Genomic DNA, 22,603 nt, shown 5'->3' on the forward strand with positions numbered 1-22,603 from the left:
GAAGAGACGTGTTTTTCGCGTTCGCCTCCTCTCCGGAGGGGAGAGGAGGCGAAAGCAACAAGCGGTCTCTTTGGTTAGAACTTGCCCGCGCGGAAATCAGCGATCGCTTCGTGGATCTGCTCGGGCGTGTTCATCACGAACGGTCCGTAGCGCGCCACGCTTTCATTCAGCGGTTTGCCGGCGACGACCAGCAGGCGTGACGGCGTGGCTCCGCCGGCCAGCTGCAACTGCTCGCCGTCGGACAGCACGCCGAGCTCGCTACGTTGCAGCTGCTCGCCACCGACCAGCGCGGCCTCGCCTTCGAACACGTAGGCGAAACCGTGATGACCCGCCGGCAGATCGAGCGTCAATGCAGCGCCCGGTTGCAGGCTGATATCCAGATACACCGGCGCGGTGACGATGCCCTCGACCGGACCGGTGGCGCCAGCCAGTTCGCCGGCGATCACCTTCACTTCGACGCCATCGGCCGGACGCACCACCGGTATCCGCTCGGGCCCGATGTCCTGGTAACGCGGCGCGGTCATCTTGTCCTTCGCCGGCAGGTTCACCCACAGCTGGAAACCCCACATCAGGCCATCTTCCTGCTGCGGCATTTCCGAGTGCAGGATGCCGCGGCCGGCGGTCATCCACTGCACGCTGCCAGGCGTGAGGTCGCCGCGGTTGCCGTGGTCGTCGTGGTGCTGCATGTGGCCGGCCAGCATGTAGGTAACCGTCTCAAAGCCGCGATGCGGATGCTCCGGAAAGCCGGCGATGTAATCGCCCGCGTCGTCCGAGCGGAATTCGTCCAGCAGCAGGAACGGGTCAAGCATGTCCAGCCCGGGTTGGCCAATGACACGCTTGAGTTTCACGCCGGCGCCGTCGGCGGTATCCGTGCCGCGGATGCGGCGGGTGATGTGACGATCGCTCATGGCTTGCTCCGGTAAGGGAATCACTGACCGGCAAGATGGCCCCGTTCGCGCGCTTATCCAAGCGTTGGCCTGGAAACGGATTGTTTCATCCCGGCAACGCCGGGCCGACGCCGCGTACCGGCCCGACGATCAATGCACCCAGTGGCCGCTACGCTGGCGCGGCGGCGCGTCGTCGTCATCCTTGTCAGGGCGCTGCTGCAGCACCATCGTTTCCACTTCGGCCTCGGTGGCGGGTTTCGCTTGCCAGTACTGATTCACCGCGCCGAGCACGGCCGGCACCTGTGACAGGCATTCGTCGTACTCGTCATCGCTGAGTTTCTCGAACTCGGTATCGGCACTGAGGATGCCTTCATCCACCGCCAGCGCCATCACCGGTCCCAGCAGCTCCATCAGCTGCGGGTCCTCGGCCAGGCGGTTTTCCCACAACGCGGCGCGCAGGTCGATGCCGCGACTGAAGCCCTCGCACCAGCCGGCGGCCGACAGCATCGGGCCGGTTTCCAGCTCGACCTCGCCGAGGATCGGCTCGTAGGCTTCCACGTCGAGCTCGGCGCTAATCGAATCATTGAGCTTGGCCAGCAGCGCCAGCACACGGTTGCCTTCGCTCTCGTCGGCGAACGGCTCGTGCAGCACTTCGGGCAGCCATTCGTCCGGCAGTACCAGCAACGGGCCGACCGCCAAGGCACTGAGCAGGCCGTGCACGCCATCCAGCAGCAGGTCGCCCTCGCCGGTGTGTGCGCGCAGGTAGCGATCCAGTTCATCCAGTTCGTTGTCGTCCAGCGAGCTGGGCCATTCGGTTTTTGCAGTCATTCAGATGTCCAGTTCCAACGTCACCGGCGTGTGGTCGGAAGGACGCTCCCAGCGACGCGGTTCGCGGTCGATCGCCGCTGCCGTGGCGGCGGATTTCAGTGCCTCGCCGATCAGGATCAGATCGATGCGCAGGCCCATGTTGCGGCGGAACGCGGCCTGTCGATAGTCCCACCAGCTGTAATGTTCAGCGCCCGGCTCGAACAGCCGGAAGCTGTCGTGCAAGCCAAGGTCGGTGATCGCCTTGAGCCCGGCGCGCTCGGGCGGCGAGCACAGGATGTCTTCGCCCCAGGCGACCGGGTCGTAGACGTCGCGGTCGTCCGGACAGATGTTGAAATCGCCCAGCACCACCAGGTTGGGATAGCGCTCCAGCTCGTGCGCCAGAAACTCGCGCACCTTGGCCAACCAGTCCAGCTTGTAGGCGTATTTCTCGTCGCCGACGGCCTTGCCGTTGACCACATACAGATCCACCACGCGCAGATTGCCGATACTCGCAGCGAGAATCCGCCGCTGCGGGTCATCCAGTCCGGGAATGTCGGTGATGATGTCACGCGGCTCGTCGCGGGCCAGGATCGCCACGCCGTTGTAGGTCTTTTGCCCCGAATACACCGCGCGATAGCCGGCCGCAGCCAGCTCGTCGACCGGAAACTTCGCGTCTTCCAGCTTGGTTTCCTGCAGCGCCACGATGTCTGGCTGCGCATCGGCCAGCCACTGGGTCAGATGCGGCAGGCGCACCTTCAGCGAATTGACGTTCCACGAGGCAATTTTCATCGCGGCATTGTAAGGGAAGCGTCAGCGCGGGTTGCCCGGAACGGCGCATGTGCCGAAACCGGGAGCCTGGAGGCCTGTTGATTTCACCCGGTGCTCCATCATCCAGGCCACCCGAATGGCGCTGCAGCGCGGCTCAATCCGGCAAAATGGCGAATTCCGATGCATGCTGCAGGCTGACATCAGGGAATTTATGCAGGAAAATCACCGAAAGCCGGTATTCCGGTGTATGCTGGGAAAGCAAGAGTCCGAGGCAACTCCGATTTCTTGCTCCTATTGCGGTCAAGTGCACTTCGCTCCGAGCCGCAAACCATCCATGCTTCAAAGGTAATGTTACATGTCGGATCGTCAGAGCGGTACAGTCAAGTGGTTCAACGACGCCAAAGGTTTTGGCTTCATCACCCCGGAAAGCGGTGACGACCTGTTCGTGCATTTCCGCGCGATCCAGGGCACGGGCTTCAAGTCCCTGCAGGAAGGCCAGCGCGTCACGTTCATCGTCACCAAGGGCCAGAAAGGCCTGCAGGCTGAGGAAGTCCAGGTTGCCTAAGTCCCTCGGGATTTGAGCGATCTTGAAAAGCCCGCTTCGGCGGGCTTTTTTTCGTCTGGACGGTGAGTCCCCAGCCCAACCGTTCGCACTGAGCGCAGCCATCCTTCGGACTTCGAAGTCGACCAGCTGTCGCAGGCTCCCGCCGGCGCCCTTCGACTTTGGCCGCTGCGCGACCGACGCCCAAGCCTGCCCCGGACTCGATCCGGAGGTGAACGGCCGCGGGAATCACGTTGAGGGAATCAGGCCAGGCCGTGACTGCGCAGCAACGCTTCCGGTTCCGGTTTCCTGCCGCGGAACGCGATGAAACTTTCCAGCGCGGGACGACTGGCGCCAACGGCAAGAAACTCGCGGCGGAAGCGATCGCCGGTAGCGCGATCAATCACGCTGTCGCTTTTCCCGACGCGCTCCTCGAACTCGCCGAACGCGTCGGCACTCAGCAACTCGGCCCACAGGTAGCTGTAGTAGCCGGCCGCATAGCCGCCAGCGAAGACGTGGCTGAAGCCGTGCGGAAAACGCTGCCATGCCGGCGGATGCAGCACCGCCACCTGCTTGCGCACACTCTCCAGCACGGCCAGCGTGCGCGCGCCCTCGGCGGGGTCGTATTCGAGGTGCAGCATAAAATCGAACAACGCGAATTCCAGCTGGCGCACCAGGAACAGCCCGGCGTGGAAGTGGCGCGCGGCCAGCATGCGTTCGAACAGCTCGTCCGGCAATCGCTCGCCGGTTTCGTAGTGGCGGGCGAACAGATCCAGCGCCTCGCGGTTCCAGCCGAAGTTCTCCATGAACTGGCTGGGCAGTTCCACCGCATCCCATTCGACGCCATCGATGCCGCCGATCGAGGGCAGCGCGATCTCGGTGAGCAGGTGGTGCAGGCCGTGGCCGAACTCGTGGAACAGGGTGAGCACATCGTCGTGGGTGAGCAGCGCGGGCTTGCCTTCGGTTGGCGGCGCGAAATTGCAGGTCAGGAACGCCACCGGCAACTGCAACTGCGTGCCATCGTCGAAACGGGCGCGACATACGTCCATCCACGCGCCACCACGCTTGCCATTGCGCGCATACAGATCCACATAGGCACCGGCAAATACGCGGCCATCGGCATCGCGTACGTCGTAATAGCGCACGTCCGGATGCCAGACATCGACGTCGGTGCGCTGGGCGAGCGAGATGCCGTAGAGCTTTTCGGTGAGATCGAGCAAGCCGTCGATTACGGCGGGCAAGGGAAAATAGGGCTTGAGCTGCTCCTCGTCCAGCGCGTACTGCTGCTGGCGCAGCTTTTCCGAGGCGTAACCGACGTCCCACGATTCGAGGTTGTCGAGCTTGAGTTCGCTGCGGGCAAACTCGCGCAGTGTGGCCAGCTCCTGCTGCGCCACCGGTTTGGCGCGAGTGGCCAGGTCGTGCAGGAATTCCATCACCTCGGTCGGTGACGCGGCCATCTTGGTCGCCAGCGACTCCTCCGCGGCATTGGCAAACCCGAGCAGCTGCGCGGCCTCATGACGCAGCGCCAGGATCTTCTCGATGCGTGCACTGTTGTCGAACTTGCCGGCGTTCGGGCCCTGGTCGGAAGCGCGGGTCTGGTAGGCCCAGTACACCCGCTCGCGTAGACCGCGGTTGTCGGCATAGCTGAGCACCGCCTGCACGCTGGGTTGTTTCAGGGTCACCAGATAGCCATCCAGATCCTGATCCTCGGCGTACTGGCGCAGCACCGCGCGGCCGGATTCGGGGATGCCGGCCAGATCGCGCTCGTCGGTGATGTGTTCATGCCATGCCTCGCTGGCATCGAGCACCGCATTGGAGAATTCGGTGGAGAGTTTGCTCAGCTCCACGCCGATCTCGCGGAAGCGCGACCGTGCCGGTTCCTCCAATGCCACGCCGGACAATTTGAAATCGCGCAGCGCATGTTCGACCAGCGCGCGCTCGGGCCGCGGCAACGCGGCGAAGTCCGCCGCATCGGCCAATGCCTGCACGGCCGCATACAGATCACGGTTCTGGCCCAACTCGATCGCGTGATCGGTCAGCTGTTCCTCGGCTGGGCCGTAGACCTTGCGCAACGGCTCGCTGTCGGCCACCGAGTGCAAGTGTGAAACCGGCGCCCAGGCACGCGCCAGATGCTGCTCCAGGCGCTCCTGGGTCAGCATCACCGTGGCGAAATCGCGCGGTGCACCGGGCGCGACGAGCGCGTCGATGCCGGCGCGGTAGTCGGCCAGGATCGCCTCGATCGCAGGCGTGACATGCTCGGGCCGGATCTGCGAGAACGCCGGCAGCGTGTGGTCGGCCAGCAATGGGTTGTCGTGACTCATGAACGCTCCTTGGCAGACCCCCAGCGTGGCGATCACGCGGGGCGAAATCAAGCGGCGCATTGTGACGGCGCCCGCTGCCACACCATGTTCGAGCCCGCTTCACATTCGCTCCACACCAGGGCCCGTCGGCCGCTACCATGCGCGGATGAAATCCCTGCGCAGCTTCAAGGGCATTACGCCCACCCTCGGCGAACGCGTCTACGTCGACCCGGCCGCCAGCGTAATTGGCGACGTGGTACTCGGCGATGACGTCTCGATCTGGCCGGGCACGGTGTTGCGCGGCGATGTGAACTACATCCGCGTCGGCGCGCGTACCAGTATCCAGGACGGCGCCATCGTGCACGTCGCCCACGCCGGCCCATACGGCCCGGGTTTTCCGTGCCTGATCGGCGAGGGCGTCACCATCGGCCACGCCGCCGTGGTGCACGCCTGCACGATCGGCGATTACTGCCTGATCGGCATGCACGCCAGCGTGCTCGATGGCGCGGTGGTGCAGAAGTACGGTTTCGTCGGCGCCGGTGCGCTGATCCCGCCGGGCAAGGTGGTCGGCGAGCGCGAGCTGTGGCTGGGCAATCCGGCCAGGTTCGTGCGCCTGCTCAGTGATCGCCAGATCGAGCATTTGCATTACTCGGCCGACCACTACGTGCGACTGAAGGACGACTATCTGGCGTCCGACTGATGGCGGTGCAACGCGTATTGTTCCTGTGCAGCCGCAATCGCCTGCGCAGTCCCACGGCCGAGCAGGTATTTCGTGCTTGGCCGGGACTGGAAGTCGACTCCGCCGGGCTGGCTGCGGATGCCGAGGTGGTGCTGACGAACGAACAGCTGGACTGGGCCGAACTCATTGTGGTGATGGAGGCCAGCCATCGGCGACGCCTGCAGGCGCGCCACCGCAGCCGGCTCAAGGACAAACAAGTGGTCTGCCTGGATATCCCCGATCGCTACGACTTCATGCAGCCGGAGCTGGTGGATTTGCTGCTGAAGAAGGCCGGGCCGCTGCTGCGCTGACTTGTCTTGCGGGCTTACAACGCCGCCGCATTCCTGCTAGACGACTGCTGGATGCGCGCCGCCTCTGCCTCATGCTGTTTCATCACGATGTTGCGCGCCGCCGAGAGTTTGCTGCCGAGCAAGGCCAGGGTGAAGTTGTTGCTGTCGAACTCGCGCAGCAGATCGATTTCGCGGCGCGCCTCCTCCAGGTCTTTCTGGTTGATCGTGCGTTCGATCTCCGCCGCGGCACGCGGGAAGGATTCGCGCAATGCGTCCCTGGCCGTCGGGTTCTCCGGCTCCAGCTGCAGCACGCTGAGATAGAACTCATAGGCGTTGCTGCCGGTCGGCGCGACCAGGCGCCCGTCATGCATCGCGTCGCGGGCCAGCCCCAGCAGGATTTCACTGCCGCTCTGCGCATCGTCGGCAGGCGCAGCCGTCGCCTCCATCGGCGACGCTACCGCATCATCGAACGAGGCGTTCGCCATGGCGCGGCTGTACCAGAAAATGCCACCGGCGGCAGCCAGTACCAGCGCCGAAACGAGGGCAAGCGCATATCGGTGCGATGAAGCGAAACGGAAATCGGGCATGACACCTGCTGCACAAGCGATGGCCGCGCGCAGGAGTGTCCGTCATCGACGTGCTCCCGGCGGATGCTGCCACGTTAGCCAGCTTGTGTTTCAGCCGTATGGCTGCGCGGCATCAACGCGTTGCCGTCGCCCTTTCTAAAAGCGCCAACCAGGCCAGCGCATGCGTGCGATCCGTGCCGCACATTGCCGGCTCGGCGCGCAGGCTGCTGCACACCGAAGGGCGCTCGGGCCGGCCAAAGATCGCGCAGCGGTTGTCGTCCGTCAACTGCACGCAGCGCACGCCGGCGGGCTTGCCATCCGGCATGCCCGGGATCGGCGAACTGATCGACGGCGCGATGCAGCAGGCGCCGCAGCCGACCCGGCAGGTCGGCGCGCTCACGCCGCGGGTTGACGCAAGGATTGATAGACCGGCTCAGTATCCGGTCGCTGGCCGTGCCAGAGCTCGAACGCATCGGCGGCGGTTTCCACCAGCATGCCCAACCCGTCGAACGCAGAGCGCGCACCGGCGGTCCGCGCCCATGTCAGAAAGCTGCCGGCCGCAGCGCCATAGGAAAGGTCATAGCAGAGCGCGCGTGCGCCGACCAGCGATAGCGGCAGCTGCAGCGCGGCACCCAGCACGCCGGCCGAGGTGGCGTTGACGATCAGGTCGTAGCTGCCGATGCTGGCCAGATCCTCCCAGTAGCGGGTGTGCGCACGCGCCGGATCGCCGATGGCATCGGCCAGCACGTCGGCCGCTTCGGCGGAACGATTGACGATGGTCAGCGTCGCCACGCCGGCATCCAGCAGGTTCCACGCCACCCCATGCGCGGCGCCGCCGGCACCGAGCAGCAGCGCGGTGTGGCCACGCAGATCCATGTCGTGACGCTCGGTCAGATCGCGCACCATGCCGGCGCCGTCGGTGTTGTGTGCAGCGAGGCGACCGTCGGGGATCCGCGTCAGCACGTTCGCACTGCCGGCACGCGTGGCCGCTTCGCTGCGTGTATCGGCCAGCGCAAATGCGGCGGCTTTGTGCGGCAACGTGACATTCGCACCGCGACCATCCTCGGCAAAGAAGCGTTGCACCGCGGCGGCAAAATCGGCCGGCGCCGCGTCGATCGCCCGGTAGTCGAGCTCGATGCCGAACTGCTGCGCGAACGCACGGTGAATCTGCGGCGACAGGCTGTGGCTGATCGGATGGCCGAACACGGCGAACTGGGCGGCTGGCATGCGGATTCCCTGACTGGTTGCTGGCATGCATTCTACAAGCCGCGGCCTTCGCGGAATTTCTCCGCGCAAGAAGACCCGGCTATCTGTGGGAGCCCGGCGTGCCACGACCGTGGGTCGCAACCTGTGAGATGACGACCGCGCAATCTGCGGCCATCACCGCTGCAAGGACACCACCCATGCACACGCCATCCCTGCCTTTCCCGCGCCATCAACGCCTGCTCGGCGCCGCCATGCTGTGGTTGCTGGGCGGCGGTACATTGCTGCTGACCACCCTGGTTCCGCTGCACACCGAGTTGCTCGGCTGGACGCCGGCATTCTGGTTGCTCGGTGCGCCGCTGGTCGTGCTGCTGGTGCTGGAGCCGACGCTGCCGCGTCAACTGCTCGCGCTGCGCCAATCGCGGCGGCGACACATGCTTCACGCAACGGTGTGGCATTGAGCCGGTAGCGAAAAACCCTTCGCCTTCTCGGAAGGCAAGCGAGGCGGTCAGCCCGCCACGCCCTGCCGCTTGCGTTCCATCCGGCGCAGGAACTCCTGCATGACGCGCAGGTAGAGTTCATCGCCCAAGTGGGCGTCCTCGACGCCGGCATCGATCGACGGGTTGTCGTTGACCTCGATCACCACCGGCTTGTTGCCGACCTGTTTCAGGTCGACGCCGTACAGGCCATCGCCGATCGACTGGGTCGCCTTCAGCGCCAGCTTGACCACCTCGGCCGGCGCTTCGCTCACCGCGATCGTCTCGAAGCCGCCGGATTTCGCCGTGCCCTTGGCGCCGTGGTTGTAGATCTGCCAGTGGCCGCGCGACATGTAGTACTTGCATGCATACAGCGGCTCGCGGTTGAGCACGCCGATGCGCCAGTCGAACTCGGTATAGACGTATTCCTGCGCCAGCAGCAGCGCGCTGTGCTGGAACAGGCTGCTGGCCGCCTGAGCCAGCGCCGCCTCGTCCTCCACCTTGACCACGCCGCGCGAGAACGAGCCGTCCGGGATTTTCAGCACCAGCGGAAAGCCGAGCTTGGCGATCACGTCCCGGGTGCCCTTGGCGTCATCGCGATAGAGGATCTCGGTGCGCGGCACCGCCAGCTTGCGCGACACCATCAGGTCGTTGAGGAAGATCTTGTTGGTGCAACGCAGGATCGAGGTGGGGTCGTCGATCACCACCATGCCTTCCTTCTCGGCGCGATGGGCGAAACGATAGGTGTGGTTGTCGCTGGCGGTGGTCTCGCGGATGAACAGGCCGTCGTATTCGGCCAGGCGTTGGTAGTCGTTCTTGCCGATCGGATCGACCTCGATGCCGAGCTCCTTGCCGGCCGCGATGAACGCCTTCAGCGCCTTCTTGTTCGACGGCGGCATCTGCTCGGCCGGGTCGACCAGCATGGCGATGTCGTAGCGATACAGCTTGCGCGCGCGCGGCTTGCGCCACAGCTTCTTGGAGAAGCGGTCCAGTTCCTCGGCGAACGCGTCTTCCTGGGCGTCGTCCAGCGTCTGCAGGCCGACCGGCTTGATCGCGCTGACCTGCCACACGCGATCGCGCTCGAACTCGATCCGCAGCAGCGGGCAGGGAAACGATTCGAACACCTGTCGCGCCAGGTCCTGCAGCGCCGGGTAAGCGGTCTCGCCGAAATAGACGAGGATGCCGAAGTCGATGGTGTCGCGGCCGCCGGCCGGCAGGAAGTGGGTCAGCTTCTGGTTGAGGTCGTCGATGTCCACGCCATACAGCGAGCGCCGGCGCAGGTCGTTCACCGTGCGCACCGACGGCATCACCTTGTGCCCGCGCGCTTCGGCCAGCAGCGACACGTAGTAGCCGGTGCCCAGGTACTTGTAGCTGCGGCACAGGTTGATCACGTGAGTGCGTTCGTCGTCGCCACCGACCGGCTCGCGCAGGTAATCCATCGCGCTCATGACGTCGACGGACGGGTAGTACGAGCTCCAGTCGGAGGCTTTTTCGACAACGATGACCAGACGGGTCATGGCACCACTCGGGCGATGCGACTACGGCGGGAAGACCCTGCGGCGACAGGGCGGCATACACAAGTCCCGCAGTTTGGCACAGGGCCACCGTTGCACAAGCGAAAGCGCTGAAGCTCGAATAAACGCCATTCGACCGGATCAGAAACCACGGGCCCTTCATGGCGGCGGCATCAGCGGGTTGTCGAAAAATAATCTGCTGATGCGATCGATGGATCGATCGCAGACCAAACATGCTCGTGGTTGATTCGTCGGAGCCGGGTCCGGGCATGCACCGGACCCGGCGCGTTGCAGAGGGCAGAGCCTGCCCCCGCGCAGCCGGGGGACAGCCCTCAACGGCAACCTGCTAGAGTCCGCGCGTGTCGATCACCTCACCCATCTGCCCCACCACGCCGCGCGAAGCGTTGCGCAGGATCCCCAAGTCCGGCATGCACCCACCTCCAGCTACCGCCAGCGTGCGCGTCCGCCGCGCCGAAACATCCGACCTTGATGACCTGGTGACGCTGGAAGATCGCACCTTCGACAGCGACCGCATGAGCCGCGACCAGTACCGTCGCCATCTCGACAGCGACTCCGCGCTGGTGCTGGTAGCCAGCGCCAACCACCGCAACTTCCTCGGCACCGCCGTGCTGTTCTTCCGCAAGCGCAGCGGCGTGGCGCGGCTGTATTCGCTGGCCACCCAGCCCGAAGCCCGCGGCAAGGGCGTCGGCACCGCCCTGGTCGAAGCCACCGAAGCCGCCGCCCGCCAGCGCCGCTGCCGCGCACTGCGCCTGGAAGTACGCACCGACAACCACAGCGCGATCAAACTCTACGAACGACTCGGCTATCGCCGCATCGGCGCACTGGCCGCTTACTACCAGGACGGCGCCGATGGCTGGCGCTACGAGAAGCTGTTGGGCTGAGCGGGTGTCGTCGTGTCGTGCGTGTCCGGCACTTCGAGTCGCGAGGCTGCCGCTGCAAGCGGCGTGCGTTTCACTTGCTGGCGGCAATGCTGCCGGATAATTCGGCAACCCTGCCGGTTTTCTCTGCACCATCGTCACTTGCACCGTCCAAGTTGCCGCCAGAAGCGGCAGCGCCCCCATTTCTCGACGGCATTGTTGGCGAAAAAAGCGGCAACGCAGCCGGTTGAAACGACAACGCGGACAGGTTGAGCAGAGAAACCTCCACTTTCCCGTGATGCCTTGGCCACCGAGCGCGCCGCGTTGATGTCCTTGACCACAAGCATCGCTTGCTGAACGATCTGGAGCTATCTCCCGGATTCGGGCTCTAATCGGCGTGAGGTGATGTCATGTCTGCCAAATTCGGAACATGGGCCAGATCGTGGGGTAAACGATGACGTTCGGGCGCGTAATGTGTGTGACGGCACTCGTAGCCTTGTCGTTTGCGATGGCTGACTCCAGAGATGCTTATGCCCATCAAGCAGCATCTGCGGTGAACGGAAAAACCCCGGCTTGCACTGCAACACCAATTGCACCGGGCCAGCCATGGAAGCTTGAATACAGTTTCGGCGGCGGGATCATGCCGGGTACAGGCGCGGTAGACCTCTTGCTATCCAGTGATGGCACGGCCGTAATGACACTTACGCGCCGTCAACACCAGCCCACCGTCAAGACTGTGACTATCCCAGACATGGCGATCGCAAAGATTGCTAAGACACTCACCAAGTGGCCCCCTGAGTGCATTCACACTCTCCTTCGAAAGGGCTATATCGTTTATGACAACGGCAGCTATTCAATCAAATTCACAAGTGGCGCGTCATCGACCTCTGCTTTGATTAACGCGTGTCATTTCGTTGACAACGGTGACGCGTTTACGGCGATCTACGATGCTATTCAGAACCTTGCTCCGTTCGTGGGAAAGGAGATCGCTTGGTCGTCTGGTGTTTCAACGAGCGTCAAAAGCGACGTGTGCGCTCCTGGAAGCGCAGCACCTAACTAGTTCGTAAGAGACTTCCAACGATGCCATGCCCTTAACCACCCAACGGCTGCCCGATCCGCCGCTCGGTCGCCTCATCCGGCCTTGCCACCAGCGCGCCAGTGCGCATCAGGCTGACGCTGTAGTGGCCCTGGTCAACCAGTGGCAGGAACGCGCCGCTGCCGTAGACGGTATCGACCTCGGGTAGCCACTGCGGATACTGCTTGCTGAGGGTGAGCAGGTCGAACGTGCCGGCTTCGCCGAAGCTGATCACGGTGCGCGGCGCCTCGGCTTCCTGTGCGGCATCGTCGTAGCGGCCGGACAGGCGGTCAAGCCGGTACAGCGGTGGTACGCCGGCCAGCAGCGCTGGCAGTTTCCACTTCAGCACCATCGCCTCGACGCGCCAGGCATCGCCGGACAATTGCACCTGGCGCGTGCTGCCGTCGGGCCAGCTCAGGGTGAGTGCCCAGCGCTGCGGCGACAGGATGCGGGCGTCGATGTCGACCACCGGCGCTTCCTCGCCGAGCAGCCGATAACCGCGCAAGGCGGCACCGGTACCGGCCAGCAGCAGGGTCAGCGCGAAAAAGGCCACGCAAAGCAGTGCTCGCCAGCTGGCCGCCAGGTGGTGGCGGTTGTGCAGGTGGCGGCGCAACACCACCAGCTGTACCAGCGTGATCAGCGCAAAGACCGCCGCCAGTACCAGCAGCACGGTCATCGGCATGCGCAACAACGTGTTCCACTCCATCGAAATATCCTTCACCGCATCGACGTGCGGTTTGTGCACGCATCATAACGGGCGATGCCGCGATGCTGCGGTCGACGTGGCTGGCATCGCTATACTGCAATGGTCTACAGGAACCTCGCCATGCGCCGATCAAGCTTGCTGCTGCCGCTCTGTCTCGTTGTCGCCACGCTTGCCGGCTGCGGCAACAAGGGTCCACTGGTGTTGCCGCCGACCCGGCCGGCAGCAGCGATCACCGCGCCAGCGCCGGCGGCTCCCGCTGTTGCCGCCAGCAGCGCCATGCCGGCCGCCGACCAGCGCTGAGCGGCGGCAATCATGCAGCTGCCTTTCTCCAAGATGCACGGCATCGGCAATGACTTTGTCGTGCTGGATTGTCGACACGACGGCTTTGCGCTGGATGCGGCGCAGATCCGCGCGCTGGCCGACCGGCACACCGGTGTCGGCTTCGATCAACTGCTGAGCGTGGAACCCGCACGCGATCCGTCCTGCGCGTTCTATTACGGCATCTGGAATGGCGACGGCTCGGCGTCCGGCCAGTGCGGCAACGGCGTGCGCTGCGTGGCGGCATGGCTGCACCGTGCCGGCGCGCTGGCACTCGGCGACAGCGTGCTGATCGAGAGCCCGTCCGGCCCGGTGACGGTGCGCCTGCTCGGCGCGAACGAAGTCACCGTGGACATGGGCGAGCCGATCTTCGAGCCGGCGCGGATTCCGTTCGCGGCCGAAGCGGCGGCGGAACGCTACGAGCTCCGCGTGGACGATGCCACGCTGCAGATCGGCGCCGTGTCGATGGGCAACCCGCATGCGGTAATGGTGGTGCGCGACCTGGCCGCCCCGGATCTGCAACGGCTCGGCCCGTTGCTGTCCAGTCACGAACGCTTTGCGCAGGGTGCCAATGCCGGCTTCGTGCAGCAGCTCGATCGCAGCCATCTGCGCCTGCGCGTGCATGAGCGCGGCGCCGGCTGGACGCAGGCCTGCGGCACCGGGGCCTGCGCCGCGATGGCGGTGCTGCATCGGCGTGGCGACGTCGACGACCGCGTCTGGGTGGAATTGCCCGGCGGCAGCCTGCAGATCGACTGGGCCGGCCCCGGCCATCCGCTGTGGATGACCGGCCCGGCCGCGTTCGCCTTCGAGGGCGAATGGACGATTCCGGCCAGCCTGCCCTGACGCGACGGTTGAAGCGCGCCCGCGTCCATCGCACACTCCCGCCGGACGGCACGCCTTTCCTGCGTACCCGCCTTGGTTCGAGGACACTTTGCATGACCGCAACAACACTGCTCGACGATGCCACCCAGGCCCGCGTGGTTGCCGCCTACCTGAAACGCCATCCGGAGTTTCTCAGCGAATATCCCGACCTGGCCGCCAAGCTGACGATGCCGCGCGAGCAGGGTGCGGTGTCGTCGCTGGCGGTCTATCAACTGCAGAGCCTGCGCGACAAGAACGCCGAGCTGGAACGGCGGCTGGCCGAACTGATCGGGATTGCCGCCGAGAACGAGCAGCTGATGGAGCGTGTGCATGCGCTCACCGTGGCGCTGCTGCGCGCCAACACGATGGAAGTGACCGCGCGCAGCGTGGTCGCCAAGCTCAGCGCGGATTTCCATACCGAGCAGGTGCGCCTGGTGTTGTTCGGTGACGAACCGCAGTTGCCGCGAGCCGAGTGGTTGCAACAGGTGCCCGGCCCCGAGGCGTTACCGGAATTTGCCGAGTTTCTGGACCAGAACGAGCCGGTCTCCGGCCGGCTGTCGGCCGAGAAGCTGGAGCGCCTGTTTGGTGCAACAGCCACGCAGATCCGCTCGGTGGCGATGATGCAGCTGGGCGATTCCGGCATGCTGGTGATCGGCAGCCATGATCCGGATCGTTTCCAGCCCGGCATGGGCACGCTGTTCCTGAAGATGATCTCCGCCACCGTCACCGCCGCGTTGGCGCGCTCGCGGGACATTTCCTGAGCCGGCGATGACGCCCGAACAACAGGTCGAGCGCTGGCTGCTTCGCCTCGCCGACGAGCGGCATGCCTCGCCGCACACCGTCGCCGGCTACCGTCGCGACCTGGCCAAGCTGCTGCGCTTCATGCAGGTCCACGCATTGACCTCGTTCGATGCGCTGGATGCGAACCTGATGCGCGCGTTCGTCGCCGGCGAGCATCGCAGCGGGCTGGCGCCGAAAAGCCTGCAGCGCCTGCTGTCGTCCTGCCGCAGCCTGTTTCGCCAGCTCAATCGCGAGGGCTTGCTGGCCGGCGAACCGATGCTCGGCGTGCGCGGCCCCAAGGTCCGCCGCAAGTTGCCGCAGGTGCTCGACGTCGACGAGGCCGCCGCGCTGGTCGAGACCGACAGCGGCGGCAAGCTGGCGGTGCGCGATCGCGCGATGCTGGAGCTGTTCTATTCCAGCGGGCTGCGCCTGTCCGAACTGGTCGGCCTGCGCTGGATCGACCTGGATCTCGACGGCGGCGAAGTGCGCGTGCTCGGCAAGGGCAGCAAGACCCGCATCGTGCCGGTCGGCCGCCACGCCGTCACCGCGCTGCGCGCGCTCGGCGCCGAGCAGGGCATGCCGGCCGACAGCCCGGTCTTCCGCGGCCGCGCCGGCGCACCGATCAACCCGCGCACGGTGCAGCTGCGCATGAACACGCTGGCGCTGCAGCAAGGCATTCCCAAGCACATCCATCCGCATCTGCTGCGCCATACGTTCGCCAGCCACATGCTGGAATCCTCCGGCGACCTGCGCGCGGTGCAGGAGCTGCTCGGGCATGCCGACATCGCCACCACGCAGATCTACACCCATCTGGATTTCCAGCACCTGGCCAAGGTTTACGACGCGGCGCATCCGCGGGCCAGGCGCAAGCCCTGACCGGCGCACCTCAACGCTGAAAAGCACCGATTCCTTCTTCCGCTTTCCGGCTGTGCGGCGTCCGCTGGCCATTCCACCGACATTGAAGCGAAACCGCAGCGGCCCCATGTCGTCCGTTCAAGCACACTTGCGGAGCTTCCATGGAATCGTTTCACGCCACCACCATCGTCTGCGTGCGCCGCGAAGGCCGCGTCGTGATCGGCAGCGACGGCCAGGTCACGCTGGGCAACACGGTGATGAAGGGCAATGCGCGCAAGGTGCGCCGGCTGGGCAAGACCGGTGAGGTGGTGGCCGGCTTCGCCGGTGCCACTGCCGATGCGTTCACCTTGTTCGAACTGTTCGAACAGAAGCTGGAAAAGCACAACAACAACCTGACCCGCGCCGCGGTGGAAATGGCCAAGGAATGGCGCACCGACCGTCGCTTCGGCCGGCTCGAGGCGATGCTCGCGGTGGCCGACAAGGACGCCTCGCTGCTGATCTCCGGCAATGGCGACGTGGTGGAACCCGAGCACGGCCTGATCGCGATCGGCTCCGGCGGACCGTTCGCGCAGTCCGCCGCCATGGCGCTGCTCGAAAACACCGACATGGATGCACGCACCATCGTCGAGAAGGCGCTGAAGATCGCCGGCGACATTTGCATCTACACCAATCACAACGTGTCGATCGAAGAGCTGTAAGCGCAGCGCGCCCGCTCCTGACCGACATTGTTCGCGCACGCCGTTGCGCTTCCCCATGCACTCCTGTTCTCCGGTGAATCCATGTCCGAACTCACTCCCCGCGAAATCGTCAACGAACTCGACCGCTACATCATCGGCCAGCACGACGCCAAGCGCGCCGTGGCGGTGGCATTGCGCAGCCGCTGGCGGCGCATGCAGCTGGAGCCGGGCATGCGCGAGGAAGTAACGCCGAAGAACATCCTGATGATCGGGCCCACCGGCGTGGGCAAGACCGAGATTGCGCGGCGCCTCGCCACGTTGGCAAATGCGCCGTTCGTGAAGGTGGAAGCGACCAAGTTCACCGAGGTCGGCTATGTCGGCAAGGATGTGGAATCGATCATCCGCGACCTCGCCGACGTGGCCTACAAGCTGACCCGCGAGCAGGCGGTCAAGCGCGTGCGCACGCTGGCCGAGGATCGCGCCGAGGATCGCATCCTCGACGCGCTGCTGCCGCGTCGGCAGACGCCGACCGACTGGAGTCACGACGCGCCCGCGCCGACCATCGAAAACGATACCCGCCAGAAGCTGCGCAAGCAGCTTCGCGAAGGTGCGCTGGACGAGCGCGAGATCGAGCTCGATTTCGCCATGAATGTGGGCGTGGAGATCATGTCGCCGCCGGGCATGGAGGAGATGGGCGCGCAGCTGCGCCAGATGTTCCAGAACATCGGTGGCGCCAAGACGCAGAGCCGCAAACTGGCGATCAAGCTGGCGCGGCCGCTGCTGATCGACGAAGAGGCCGGCAAACTGCTCAACGACGAGGAGATCCGCGCGCAGGCGATGGAGGCGGCCGAGCAGAACGGCATCGTGTTCATCGACGAGATCGACAAGGTCGCCCAGCGCGGCGATCACGGCCATGCCGGAGTCAGTCGCGAAGGCGTGCAGCGCGATCTGTTGCCGCTGGTGGAGGGTTCTACCGTGTCGACCAAGTACGGCCCGATCAAGACCGACCACATGCTGTTCATCGCCTCCGGTGCGTTCTCGTTGGCGAAGCCGTCCGACCTGATTCCCGAACTGCAGGGTCGGCTGCCGATCCGGGTCGAGCTGTCCGCGCTCAGCGTGGACGATTTCAAGCGGATTCTGCGCGAGCCGCACAATGCGCTGACCAAGCAGTACACGGCGCTGCTGGCCACCGAAGGCGTCGGCCTGGAATTCACCGACAGCGGTATCGACCGGCTGGCCGAAGTGGCGTTCCAGGTGAACGAGCGCACCGAGAACATCGGTGCACGCCGGCTGCATACGGTGATGGAACGGCTGCTGGAAAAGATTTCCTACGAAGCGGCGGACAAGTCCGGCGAAAACTACCGGATCGACTCCGATCACGTGGACAACAGCCTCGGCAGCCTGGTGCAGAACGAGGACCTCAGCCGCTACATCCTGTAACCGGAAGCGAGCTGTTATGAGGCTCTAACAAGCCGATCACCCCAATCTGTTAAAATGGATACCGTGAGCAACATTATCGAATTGAAGAACACTGGCCAGCGCGCGCTGCTGCGTGAAGCGCAGCAGAAGCAGACCCTGGTTCGGCTGTGGCGCGAGGATCTCGAGCACGGCAGTTTCTGCGGGTACGTGGGCGGTGTCGGGCGCGAGTTCTTTCTGCTCTGGGTGGTCGGCGACGGCATCACCTACGACGGCATGTACGTGATGCGCCATCGCGACATCTCCGAGCTGGAGGCGCCGGACAAGCACCATGCGTTCTTCGAGAAAGCGCTGGCGCTAAAGCACATCCTGCCACGCCCGCCGCGCGGTTTTCCGCTGGACAACATTCGCGAAGTCATTCAGGCCGCGGGTGCGCAGGCGCCGGTGATCGGCGTGCACGTGGACAGCGAGGACGAAGCCGAGGTCTGCTACATCGGCAGGCTGGTCAGCGTCGAGGAAGACGGTTTCAACATGCAGGAACTCAGTCCCGACGCGGAGTGGATGCGCGAGGCCAGTTTCTTCTCTTGGGACGAGGTTTCCACCGTCAGCATCGAGGACAGCTACGCGCAGTCACTGCTGGCCGTCGCCGGCGCGGCACCGGCGCTGGAACAGGGCGACGACTCCGGGATCGGCCGCGCGCACTGAGCGCACAGGCATGCCTCTTCCAACTGCAGCAGCTTTCCCTGCCAGTTTTGGGAATGTGAGGAAAAAAATTCGCGCTTTCGCGAAGTGACGTGGCGCCAATGGTTTCAGCTGTATCGCAGCAGCGGTTAAGCTCCCCCCGATAGCCGCGAAACCAGCGGCACGGCATACGGGAGCACCACATGACACGCATCGTCGTTGTCGGCAGCATCAACATGGATCTGGTTACCCAGGCGTCGCGCTTCGTCGGCCCCGGCGAGACCATCCTCGGCGAACGCTTCATCACCGTACCGGGTGGCAAGGGTGCGAACCAGGCGGTGGCCGCGGCGCGGCTGGGCGCCGAGGTGGCGCTAGTCGGCGCCACCGGCGATGACGCGTTCGGCCGGCAACTTCGTCAAGGCCTGGCCGCCGAAAACATCGACCTCACCCGCGTCGCCCAACTCGACGACTGTGCCAGCGGCACCGCCTCGATTACCGTCGCCGGCGGCGAGAACCAGATCATCGTGGTGCCCGCCGCGAACGCGCGCGTTACGCCAGCGCAGGTCGAACAGGCACAGGCACTGATCGCCCGCGCCGACGCCGTGCTGGTGCAGATGGAGATCCCGCTGGACGCGGTGGAAGCTACCCTGCGCCTGGGCCACCAGTTTGGCGTGCCGGTGATCCTCAACTCGGCACCGGCGCAGAAGCTGCCTGCCGCGTGGCTGCAACTGGCCCGCTACGTTACGCCGAACCAGCATGAGCTGGCGATCCTGTTGGGCGCAGACCCGGATGAGGATTTCCGAACCCTGATGCAACGCGCGCCGTGCCCTGTCGTACTCACCCGCGGCGCCGAAGGTGCGTGGTATCGCGAACAGGGCGAACCGATTCATGAATCCGGTTTCCAGGTCAACGTCGTTGACAGCACCGGCGCTGGCGACACTTTCAATGCCGCATTGGCCGTATTCCTGCACGAAGGCCTGCCTATTGCCGTGCGCAAGGCCTGCGCTGCCGCTGCGTTGTCAGTAGGCAAGCTCGGTGCACAAGGTGGCATGCCGACATTGCGCGAGGTCGAAGCGCTGCTGATGCAGCAACCCGGCTGATCATTTGCCGATGCAGAACGAACCGAAAATCGCCCCGAGCAGGTCGTCGCTGCTGTAGCTGCCGGTGATTTCACCGAGCGCGTGCTGGGCCTGACGCAGTTCCTCGGCGGCGAGTTCGCCGGCACGGCTGCCGGCCAGCACATGGCCGGCCTGATCGAGATGCGCGGTGACTTGCTGCAGTGCCAGCACATGTCGGCGGCGCGCGCTGAAGGCGCCTTCACCACTGCCGGCGCCGGCCAGTTGCTTGAGTTCATGGCGCAGGGCGTCGAGGCCGATACCGGTTTTGGCCGATGCCCACAGCCAGCGACAGTCACTGCGTCGTTCGCTGTGCGGAGCCATGCCGTCGAGATCGATCTTGTTGATCAGCAGCAACCGCTCGGCTTGTTTCGGCAGGTGCTCGAACAGCGCGAGATCGGCCTGCGCGTGTTCGCTGTCGGTAACCAGCAACGCCACATCGGCGCGTTGCAGTTCGCCGTGGGCGCGACGCACGCCTTCGCGTTCGACTTCGTCGTCGGTCTCACGCAAGCCGGCGGTGTCGGCCAGTTCCAGGGCAACGCCATCGAGGCTCAGCGCTTCGCGCAGCACATCACGCGTGGTGCCGGCAGCGGCGTTGACGATGGCGCGGTCGCTGCCGGCCAACGCATTCAGCAGGCTGGACTTGCCGGCGTTGGGACGACCGATGATCGCCACGCGCAGGCCGTCGTTGAGGCGCAGGCCGCGCTGGGCTTCGCGCAACAGCTCGGCCAGTTCGTCGCGTGCAGCCTGCAGTTGCTGGCCGATCGCCGGATCGGCGAGAAAGTCGATTTCCTCTTCGGGAAAGTCGATGGCCGCCTCGATGTGCACGCGCAATGCGATCAACGATTGCAGCAAGGCTTCGACCTTGCGCGAGAACACGCCTTCCATCGACTGCAACGCAGCACGTGCGCCGGCTTGCGAGCGTGCGGCGATCAGGTCGGCGACCGCTTCGGCCTGAGCCAGGTCGAGCTTGCCGTTGAGAAACGCCCGCTCGGTGAACTCGCCAGGCCGCGCCAGCCGCGCGCCGAGCTCGCATACGCGGCGCAGCAACAGATCGAGCAACACCGCGCTGCCGTGGCCTTGCAGCTCCAGCACCTGCTCGCCGGTATACGAGGCCGGGGCAGGGAAATGCAGCAGCAGGCCGCGGTCGATGAGCTCACCGTCGGCATCACGGAATGCGGCGAAATGAGCATGGCGCGGCTGCGGCACACGGCCGAGCATGGCTTGTGCGATGCCCGGTACAGCCGGTCCGGACACGCGCACCACGCCGACGCCGGCCGCCCCGGGCGCACTGGCGATGGCGGCGATCGTGTCGATGGTGTGCTCGGTCATTTCGTGGACTCTAAACGAAGTCAGCCGCGCCGGTTGCCCGATCGCGGCTGACTTGTGTTTGTGCAGCGGGTCGCGCTCAGGCAGCCTTGACCACGTCCTGCTCGCGATCGACGTGATGGGTGACCCACCACTGCTGGCCCAGACCGACCAGACCGTTGACCGCGTAGTACAGGCACAGGCCGGCGGGGAAGAACGCGAACATCACCGTGAACAGCAGCGGCATCACCTTCATCATCTTCGCCTGGGCCGGATCCATGCCTGCGGCGACCGGATTGAGCCACTGCGTGCCCAGCATCACCAGTGCATAGATGATCGGCAGGATGTAGAACGGGTCGGGTGCACTGAGGTCGGGAATCCACAGGAACGCGGCGTGGCGCAGTTCCAGGCTGTACTCCAGCACGTAGAACAGGCCGTAGAACACCGGCATGGTGATCAGCACCGGCAGGCAGCCGCCCATCGGGTTGACCTTCTCCTTCTTGTACAGCTCCATGGTGGCCTGCTGCATCTTGACCTTGTCGTCGCCGTAACGCTCCTTCAGCGCCTGGATCCGCGGCGCCAGCTTGCGCATCTTGGCGCTGGACTTGTATTGCACCGCCGTGAGCTTCCAGCTCAGGCCCTTGATCAGCAGCACCAGCAGAATGATGGACAGACCCCAGTTCTTGCTGATCGCGTGGAACTGCGACAGCACCCAGTGCATCGGCACGGCGATGACCTTGAACATGCCGTAGTCGATGGTCAGGTCCAGTCCGGGCGCGACCGCGTCCAGCGTGCCTTGCACGTTCGGACCGAGGTACAGACGTGTCTGGCTGGTGAAGCTCTGACCCGGCGCCACGCTCAAGGTGGGGCCGACTGCACGGATCAGGTAGCGCGGCTGCGCGCTGTCCGGGTTGATCGTCTGCGTGGTGTACTGATCGGTCTCGCCGGCCGGCGGAATCCACGCGGTGACGAAATACAACCGCAGCATCGCCGCCCAGCCGCCCTTGATCTGGCTGTTGAGCTGATCCTTCTCTTTCTTGAAATCCGCGAGCGACAGCTTCTCGAACTTCTCGCCGGTGTACCAGGCAGCACCCTGGAAGCTGCGTGTCTCGGGATTGGTGTAGTTCGCCAGCCAGTTACTCGCCTTCGGCGGCTCGACCCGCAGCAGCTGCAGGTAGGCATTGCCCTGCCATGCCTGCGCCGCACCGTTGTCGATGCGCTGGCTCATGCCAATGACATAGCTGCCGCGCTTGAAACTGTAGGTCTTGGTGACCTTGAGGCCGGCGGCATCCTGCCAGGTCAGGTCGACATTCAGCTCGTTCTGGCCGTCGGCCAGCGTGTAGGCGGTCTGCGCACTCTGGAACAATGCCTGATGATTCGGCTGATCCTGCGGCGCGGTATCGCTGCTGCTGACCAGGCCGCTCTGTGCCACGAAGTAATGCTTGTCGTCGTTGGCCAACAGCACGGTCGGCGGCGGATTCGGCGCCTTGTGCGTGCGCGGCGCGTTGGGATAAGCCAGCAGATCCGCATGCACCACGCTGCCGCCGCGAGTGTCCACGCTCAGATGCAGCACATCGGTGTTGATGGTGATCAACTGCGACGGCGACGGCGCGGCATGCGCGACGTCGGTAGCGATCGCCGCTGCCGTACCGGATGCTGCGGTCGGCGTCGCCGTGGTCGGGATCGCCCCCGGCACACTGCCATCGGCTAACGGAATGGCTGCGCTGGATGCACTGGCTGCCGCAACCGGCGGCGGCGGCGCGTAGTCCTTCTCCCAGGCGATGAACAGCAGGTAGGCCACGGCCAGCAGGGCGAACATGAGGAAGGTGCGCGTTTGATTCATCGCGTAGCAGATCCGGGTAA

General features: G+C 65.0%; 26 protein-coding genes. 14 read left to right on the forward strand and 12 right to left on the reverse strand.

Features of this window, described 5'->3' with window-relative positions; all coding sequences use genetic code 11:
• Window positions 1-74 precede the first annotated feature (74 nt).
• From EAH75_RS14345 to xth, 3 genes are all read right to left on the reverse strand, one after another.
• Window positions 75-908, reverse strand: a complete 834-nt coding sequence (locus tag EAH75_RS14345; protein ID WP_140805946.1) for a pirin family protein — start codon at window positions 906-908, stop codon at window positions 75-77.
• A gap of 129 nt (window positions 909-1,037) precedes the next feature.
• Window positions 1,038-1,715, reverse strand: a complete 678-nt coding sequence (locus EAH75_RS14350; RefSeq protein WP_140651518.1) for a YecA family protein — start codon at window positions 1,713-1,715, stop codon at window positions 1,038-1,040.
• Window positions 1,716-2,483 (reverse strand): exodeoxyribonuclease III, encoded by a 768-nt coding sequence (xth, locus tag EAH75_RS14355; protein ID WP_140651520.1) that lies wholly within the window; start codon window positions 2,481-2,483, stop codon window positions 1,716-1,718.
• 334 nt (window positions 2,484-2,817) lie between these two features.
• Here xth and EAH75_RS14360 point away from each other — a divergent pair, with 334 nt between their 5' ends.
• Complete coding sequence (locus EAH75_RS14360; RefSeq protein ID WP_007082376.1) at window positions 2,818-3,027, forward strand: cold-shock protein; 210 nt, start codon at window positions 2,818-2,820, stop codon at window positions 3,025-3,027.
• A 239-nt stretch (window positions 3,028-3,266) separates the two neighbouring features.
• On the opposite strand, the gene EAH75_RS14365 is transcribed toward EAH75_RS14360, so the two are convergent.
• Window positions 3,267-5,324 (reverse strand): M3 family metallopeptidase, encoded by a 2,058-nt coding sequence (locus EAH75_RS14365; protein WP_140805948.1) that lies wholly within the window; start codon window positions 5,322-5,324, stop codon window positions 3,267-3,269.
• 145 nt (window positions 5,325-5,469) lie between these two features.
• Here EAH75_RS14365 and EAH75_RS14370 point away from each other — a divergent pair, with 145 nt between their 5' ends.
• Window positions 5,470-6,003 (forward strand): gamma carbonic anhydrase family protein, encoded by a 534-nt coding sequence (locus EAH75_RS14370; RefSeq protein ID WP_140651524.1) that lies wholly within the window; start codon window positions 5,470-5,472, stop codon window positions 6,001-6,003.
• Window positions 6,003-6,332, forward strand: coding sequence for a low molecular weight protein tyrosine phosphatase family protein (locus EAH75_RS14375; RefSeq protein ID WP_205043196.1), 330 nt, complete (start codon window positions 6,003-6,005; stop codon window positions 6,330-6,332). Before EAH75_RS14370 ends, EAH75_RS14375 begins: the two co-directional genes overlap by 1 nt.
• A gap of 14 nt (window positions 6,333-6,346) precedes the next feature.
• Here the strand turns inward: EAH75_RS14375 and EAH75_RS14380 are convergent, their stop codons facing one another.
• From EAH75_RS14380 to aroE, 3 genes are all read right to left on the reverse strand, one after another.
• On the reverse strand, window positions 6,347-6,898 hold the full coding sequence (locus EAH75_RS14380; RefSeq protein ID WP_140651526.1) for an energy transducer TonB: 552 nt from the start codon (window positions 6,896-6,898) through the stop codon (window positions 6,347-6,349).
• Between the two features lie 112 nt (window positions 6,899-7,010).
• Window positions 7,011-7,277: a YkgJ family cysteine cluster protein gene (locus EAH75_RS14385; protein WP_140651529.1), complete on the reverse strand. Its 267-nt coding sequence runs from the start codon at window positions 7,275-7,277 to the stop codon at window positions 7,011-7,013.
• Window positions 7,274-8,104, reverse strand: a complete 831-nt coding sequence (aroE, locus tag EAH75_RS14390; RefSeq protein ID WP_140805950.1) for a shikimate dehydrogenase — start codon at window positions 8,102-8,104, stop codon at window positions 7,274-7,276. The genes EAH75_RS14385 and aroE overlap by 4 nt, the downstream gene beginning before the upstream one ends.
• Window positions 8,105-8,280: 176 nt before the next feature.
• On the opposite strand from aroE, the gene EAH75_RS14395 reads away from it, so the two are divergent.
• Window positions 8,281-8,541 carry a hypothetical protein gene (locus tag EAH75_RS14395; RefSeq protein WP_140651533.1) on the forward strand — a complete coding sequence of 87 codons (261 nt, stop codon included), beginning with the start codon at window positions 8,281-8,283 and terminating at the stop codon, window positions 8,539-8,541.
• A 47-nt stretch (window positions 8,542-8,588) separates the two neighbouring features.
• On the opposite strand, the gene EAH75_RS14400 is transcribed toward EAH75_RS14395, so the two are convergent.
• Window positions 8,589-10,073: a RimK family protein gene (locus EAH75_RS14400; protein ID WP_140651535.1), complete on the reverse strand. Its 1,485-nt coding sequence runs from the start codon at window positions 10,071-10,073 to the stop codon at window positions 8,589-8,591.
• 425 nt (window positions 10,074-10,498) lie between these two features.
• Here EAH75_RS14400 and EAH75_RS14405 point away from each other — a divergent pair, with 425 nt between their 5' ends.
• Window positions 10,499-10,972, forward strand: coding sequence for a GNAT family N-acetyltransferase (locus EAH75_RS14405; RefSeq protein ID WP_140651946.1), 474 nt, complete (start codon window positions 10,499-10,501; stop codon window positions 10,970-10,972).
• Window positions 10,973-11,106: 134 nt separating this feature from the next.
• Here the strand turns inward: EAH75_RS14405 and EAH75_RS19650 are convergent, their stop codons facing one another.
• A complete protein-coding gene (locus tag EAH75_RS19650; RefSeq protein ID WP_161596307.1) occupies window positions 11,107-11,295 on the reverse strand; it encodes a hypothetical protein in 189 nt (62 codons plus the stop codon).
• 131 nt (window positions 11,296-11,426) lie between these two features.
• Between EAH75_RS19650 and EAH75_RS14410 the strand changes: the two genes are divergently transcribed.
• Window positions 11,427-12,008 (forward strand): hypothetical protein, encoded by a 582-nt coding sequence (locus EAH75_RS14410; RefSeq protein ID WP_140805952.1) that lies wholly within the window; start codon window positions 11,427-11,429, stop codon window positions 12,006-12,008.
• Window positions 12,009-12,039: 31 nt separating this feature from the next.
• Here the strand turns inward: EAH75_RS14410 and EAH75_RS14415 are convergent, their stop codons facing one another.
• Complete coding sequence (locus EAH75_RS14415) at window positions 12,040-12,729, reverse strand: hypothetical protein (RefSeq protein WP_140806125.1); 690 nt, start codon at window positions 12,727-12,729, stop codon at window positions 12,040-12,042.
• 120 nt (window positions 12,730-12,849) lie between these two features.
• Between EAH75_RS14415 and lptM the strand changes: the two genes are divergently transcribed.
• The 8 genes from lptM (at window position 12,850) to rbsK (ending at window position 19,417) form a co-directional block, all read left to right on the forward strand.
• Entirely contained in the window at window positions 12,850-13,029 is a 180-nt protein-coding gene (gene lptM / locus EAH75_RS14420; RefSeq protein ID WP_140651539.1) for an LPS translocon maturation chaperone LptM, read from the forward strand.
• 12 nt (window positions 13,030-13,041) lie between these two features.
• On the forward strand, window positions 13,042-13,890 hold the full coding sequence (dapF, locus tag EAH75_RS14425; RefSeq protein ID WP_140651541.1) for a diaminopimelate epimerase: 849 nt from the start codon (window positions 13,042-13,044) through the stop codon (window positions 13,888-13,890).
• A gap of 92 nt (window positions 13,891-13,982) precedes the next feature.
• Window positions 13,983-14,669 (forward strand): DUF484 family protein, encoded by a 687-nt coding sequence (locus tag EAH75_RS14430; RefSeq protein WP_140651543.1) that lies wholly within the window; start codon window positions 13,983-13,985, stop codon window positions 14,667-14,669.
• Between the two features lie 7 nt (window positions 14,670-14,676).
• On the forward strand, window positions 14,677-15,564 hold the full coding sequence (xerC, locus tag EAH75_RS14435) for a tyrosine recombinase XerC (RefSeq protein WP_140651545.1): 888 nt from the start codon (window positions 14,677-14,679) through the stop codon (window positions 15,562-15,564).
• Window positions 15,565-15,704: 140 nt separating this feature from the next.
• Window positions 15,705-16,241 carry an ATP-dependent protease subunit HslV gene (gene hslV, locus EAH75_RS14440; protein WP_140651547.1) on the forward strand — a complete coding sequence of 179 codons (537 nt, stop codon included), beginning with the start codon at window positions 15,705-15,707 and terminating at the stop codon, window positions 16,239-16,241.
• Window positions 16,242-16,322: 81 nt separating this feature from the next.
• The gene (hslU, locus tag EAH75_RS14445; RefSeq protein ID WP_140651549.1) at window positions 16,323-17,660 is read left to right on the forward strand and encodes an ATP-dependent protease ATPase subunit HslU; all 1,338 of its coding nucleotides are present in this window, start codon (window positions 16,323-16,325) and stop codon (window positions 17,658-17,660) included.
• Between the two features lie 54 nt (window positions 17,661-17,714).
• Window positions 17,715-18,341 (forward strand): hypothetical protein, encoded by a 627-nt coding sequence (locus EAH75_RS14450; protein ID WP_193557793.1) that lies wholly within the window; start codon window positions 17,715-17,717, stop codon window positions 18,339-18,341.
• Between the two features lie 179 nt (window positions 18,342-18,520).
• Window positions 18,521-19,417: a ribokinase gene (gene rbsK / locus EAH75_RS14455; RefSeq protein WP_140805954.1), complete on the forward strand. Its 897-nt coding sequence runs from the start codon at window positions 18,521-18,523 to the stop codon at window positions 19,415-19,417.
• On the opposite strand, the gene mnmE is transcribed toward rbsK, so the two are convergent.
• Entirely contained in the window at window positions 19,418-20,764 is a 1,347-nt protein-coding gene (gene mnmE / locus EAH75_RS14460; protein ID WP_140651556.1) for a tRNA uridine-5-carboxymethylaminomethyl(34) synthesis GTPase MnmE, read from the reverse strand.
• Window positions 20,765-20,840: 76 nt separating this feature from the next.
• Window positions 20,841-22,583, reverse strand: a complete 1,743-nt coding sequence (gene yidC, locus EAH75_RS14465; RefSeq protein ID WP_140651558.1) for a membrane protein insertase YidC — start codon at window positions 22,581-22,583, stop codon at window positions 20,841-20,843.
• Window positions 22,584-22,603: the final 20 nt, after the last annotated feature.

The organism is Rhodanobacter glycinis (genome assembly GCF_006438785.1).
GTDB lineage: Bacteria > Pseudomonadota > Gammaproteobacteria > Xanthomonadales > Rhodanobacteraceae > Rhodanobacter > Rhodanobacter glycinis_A.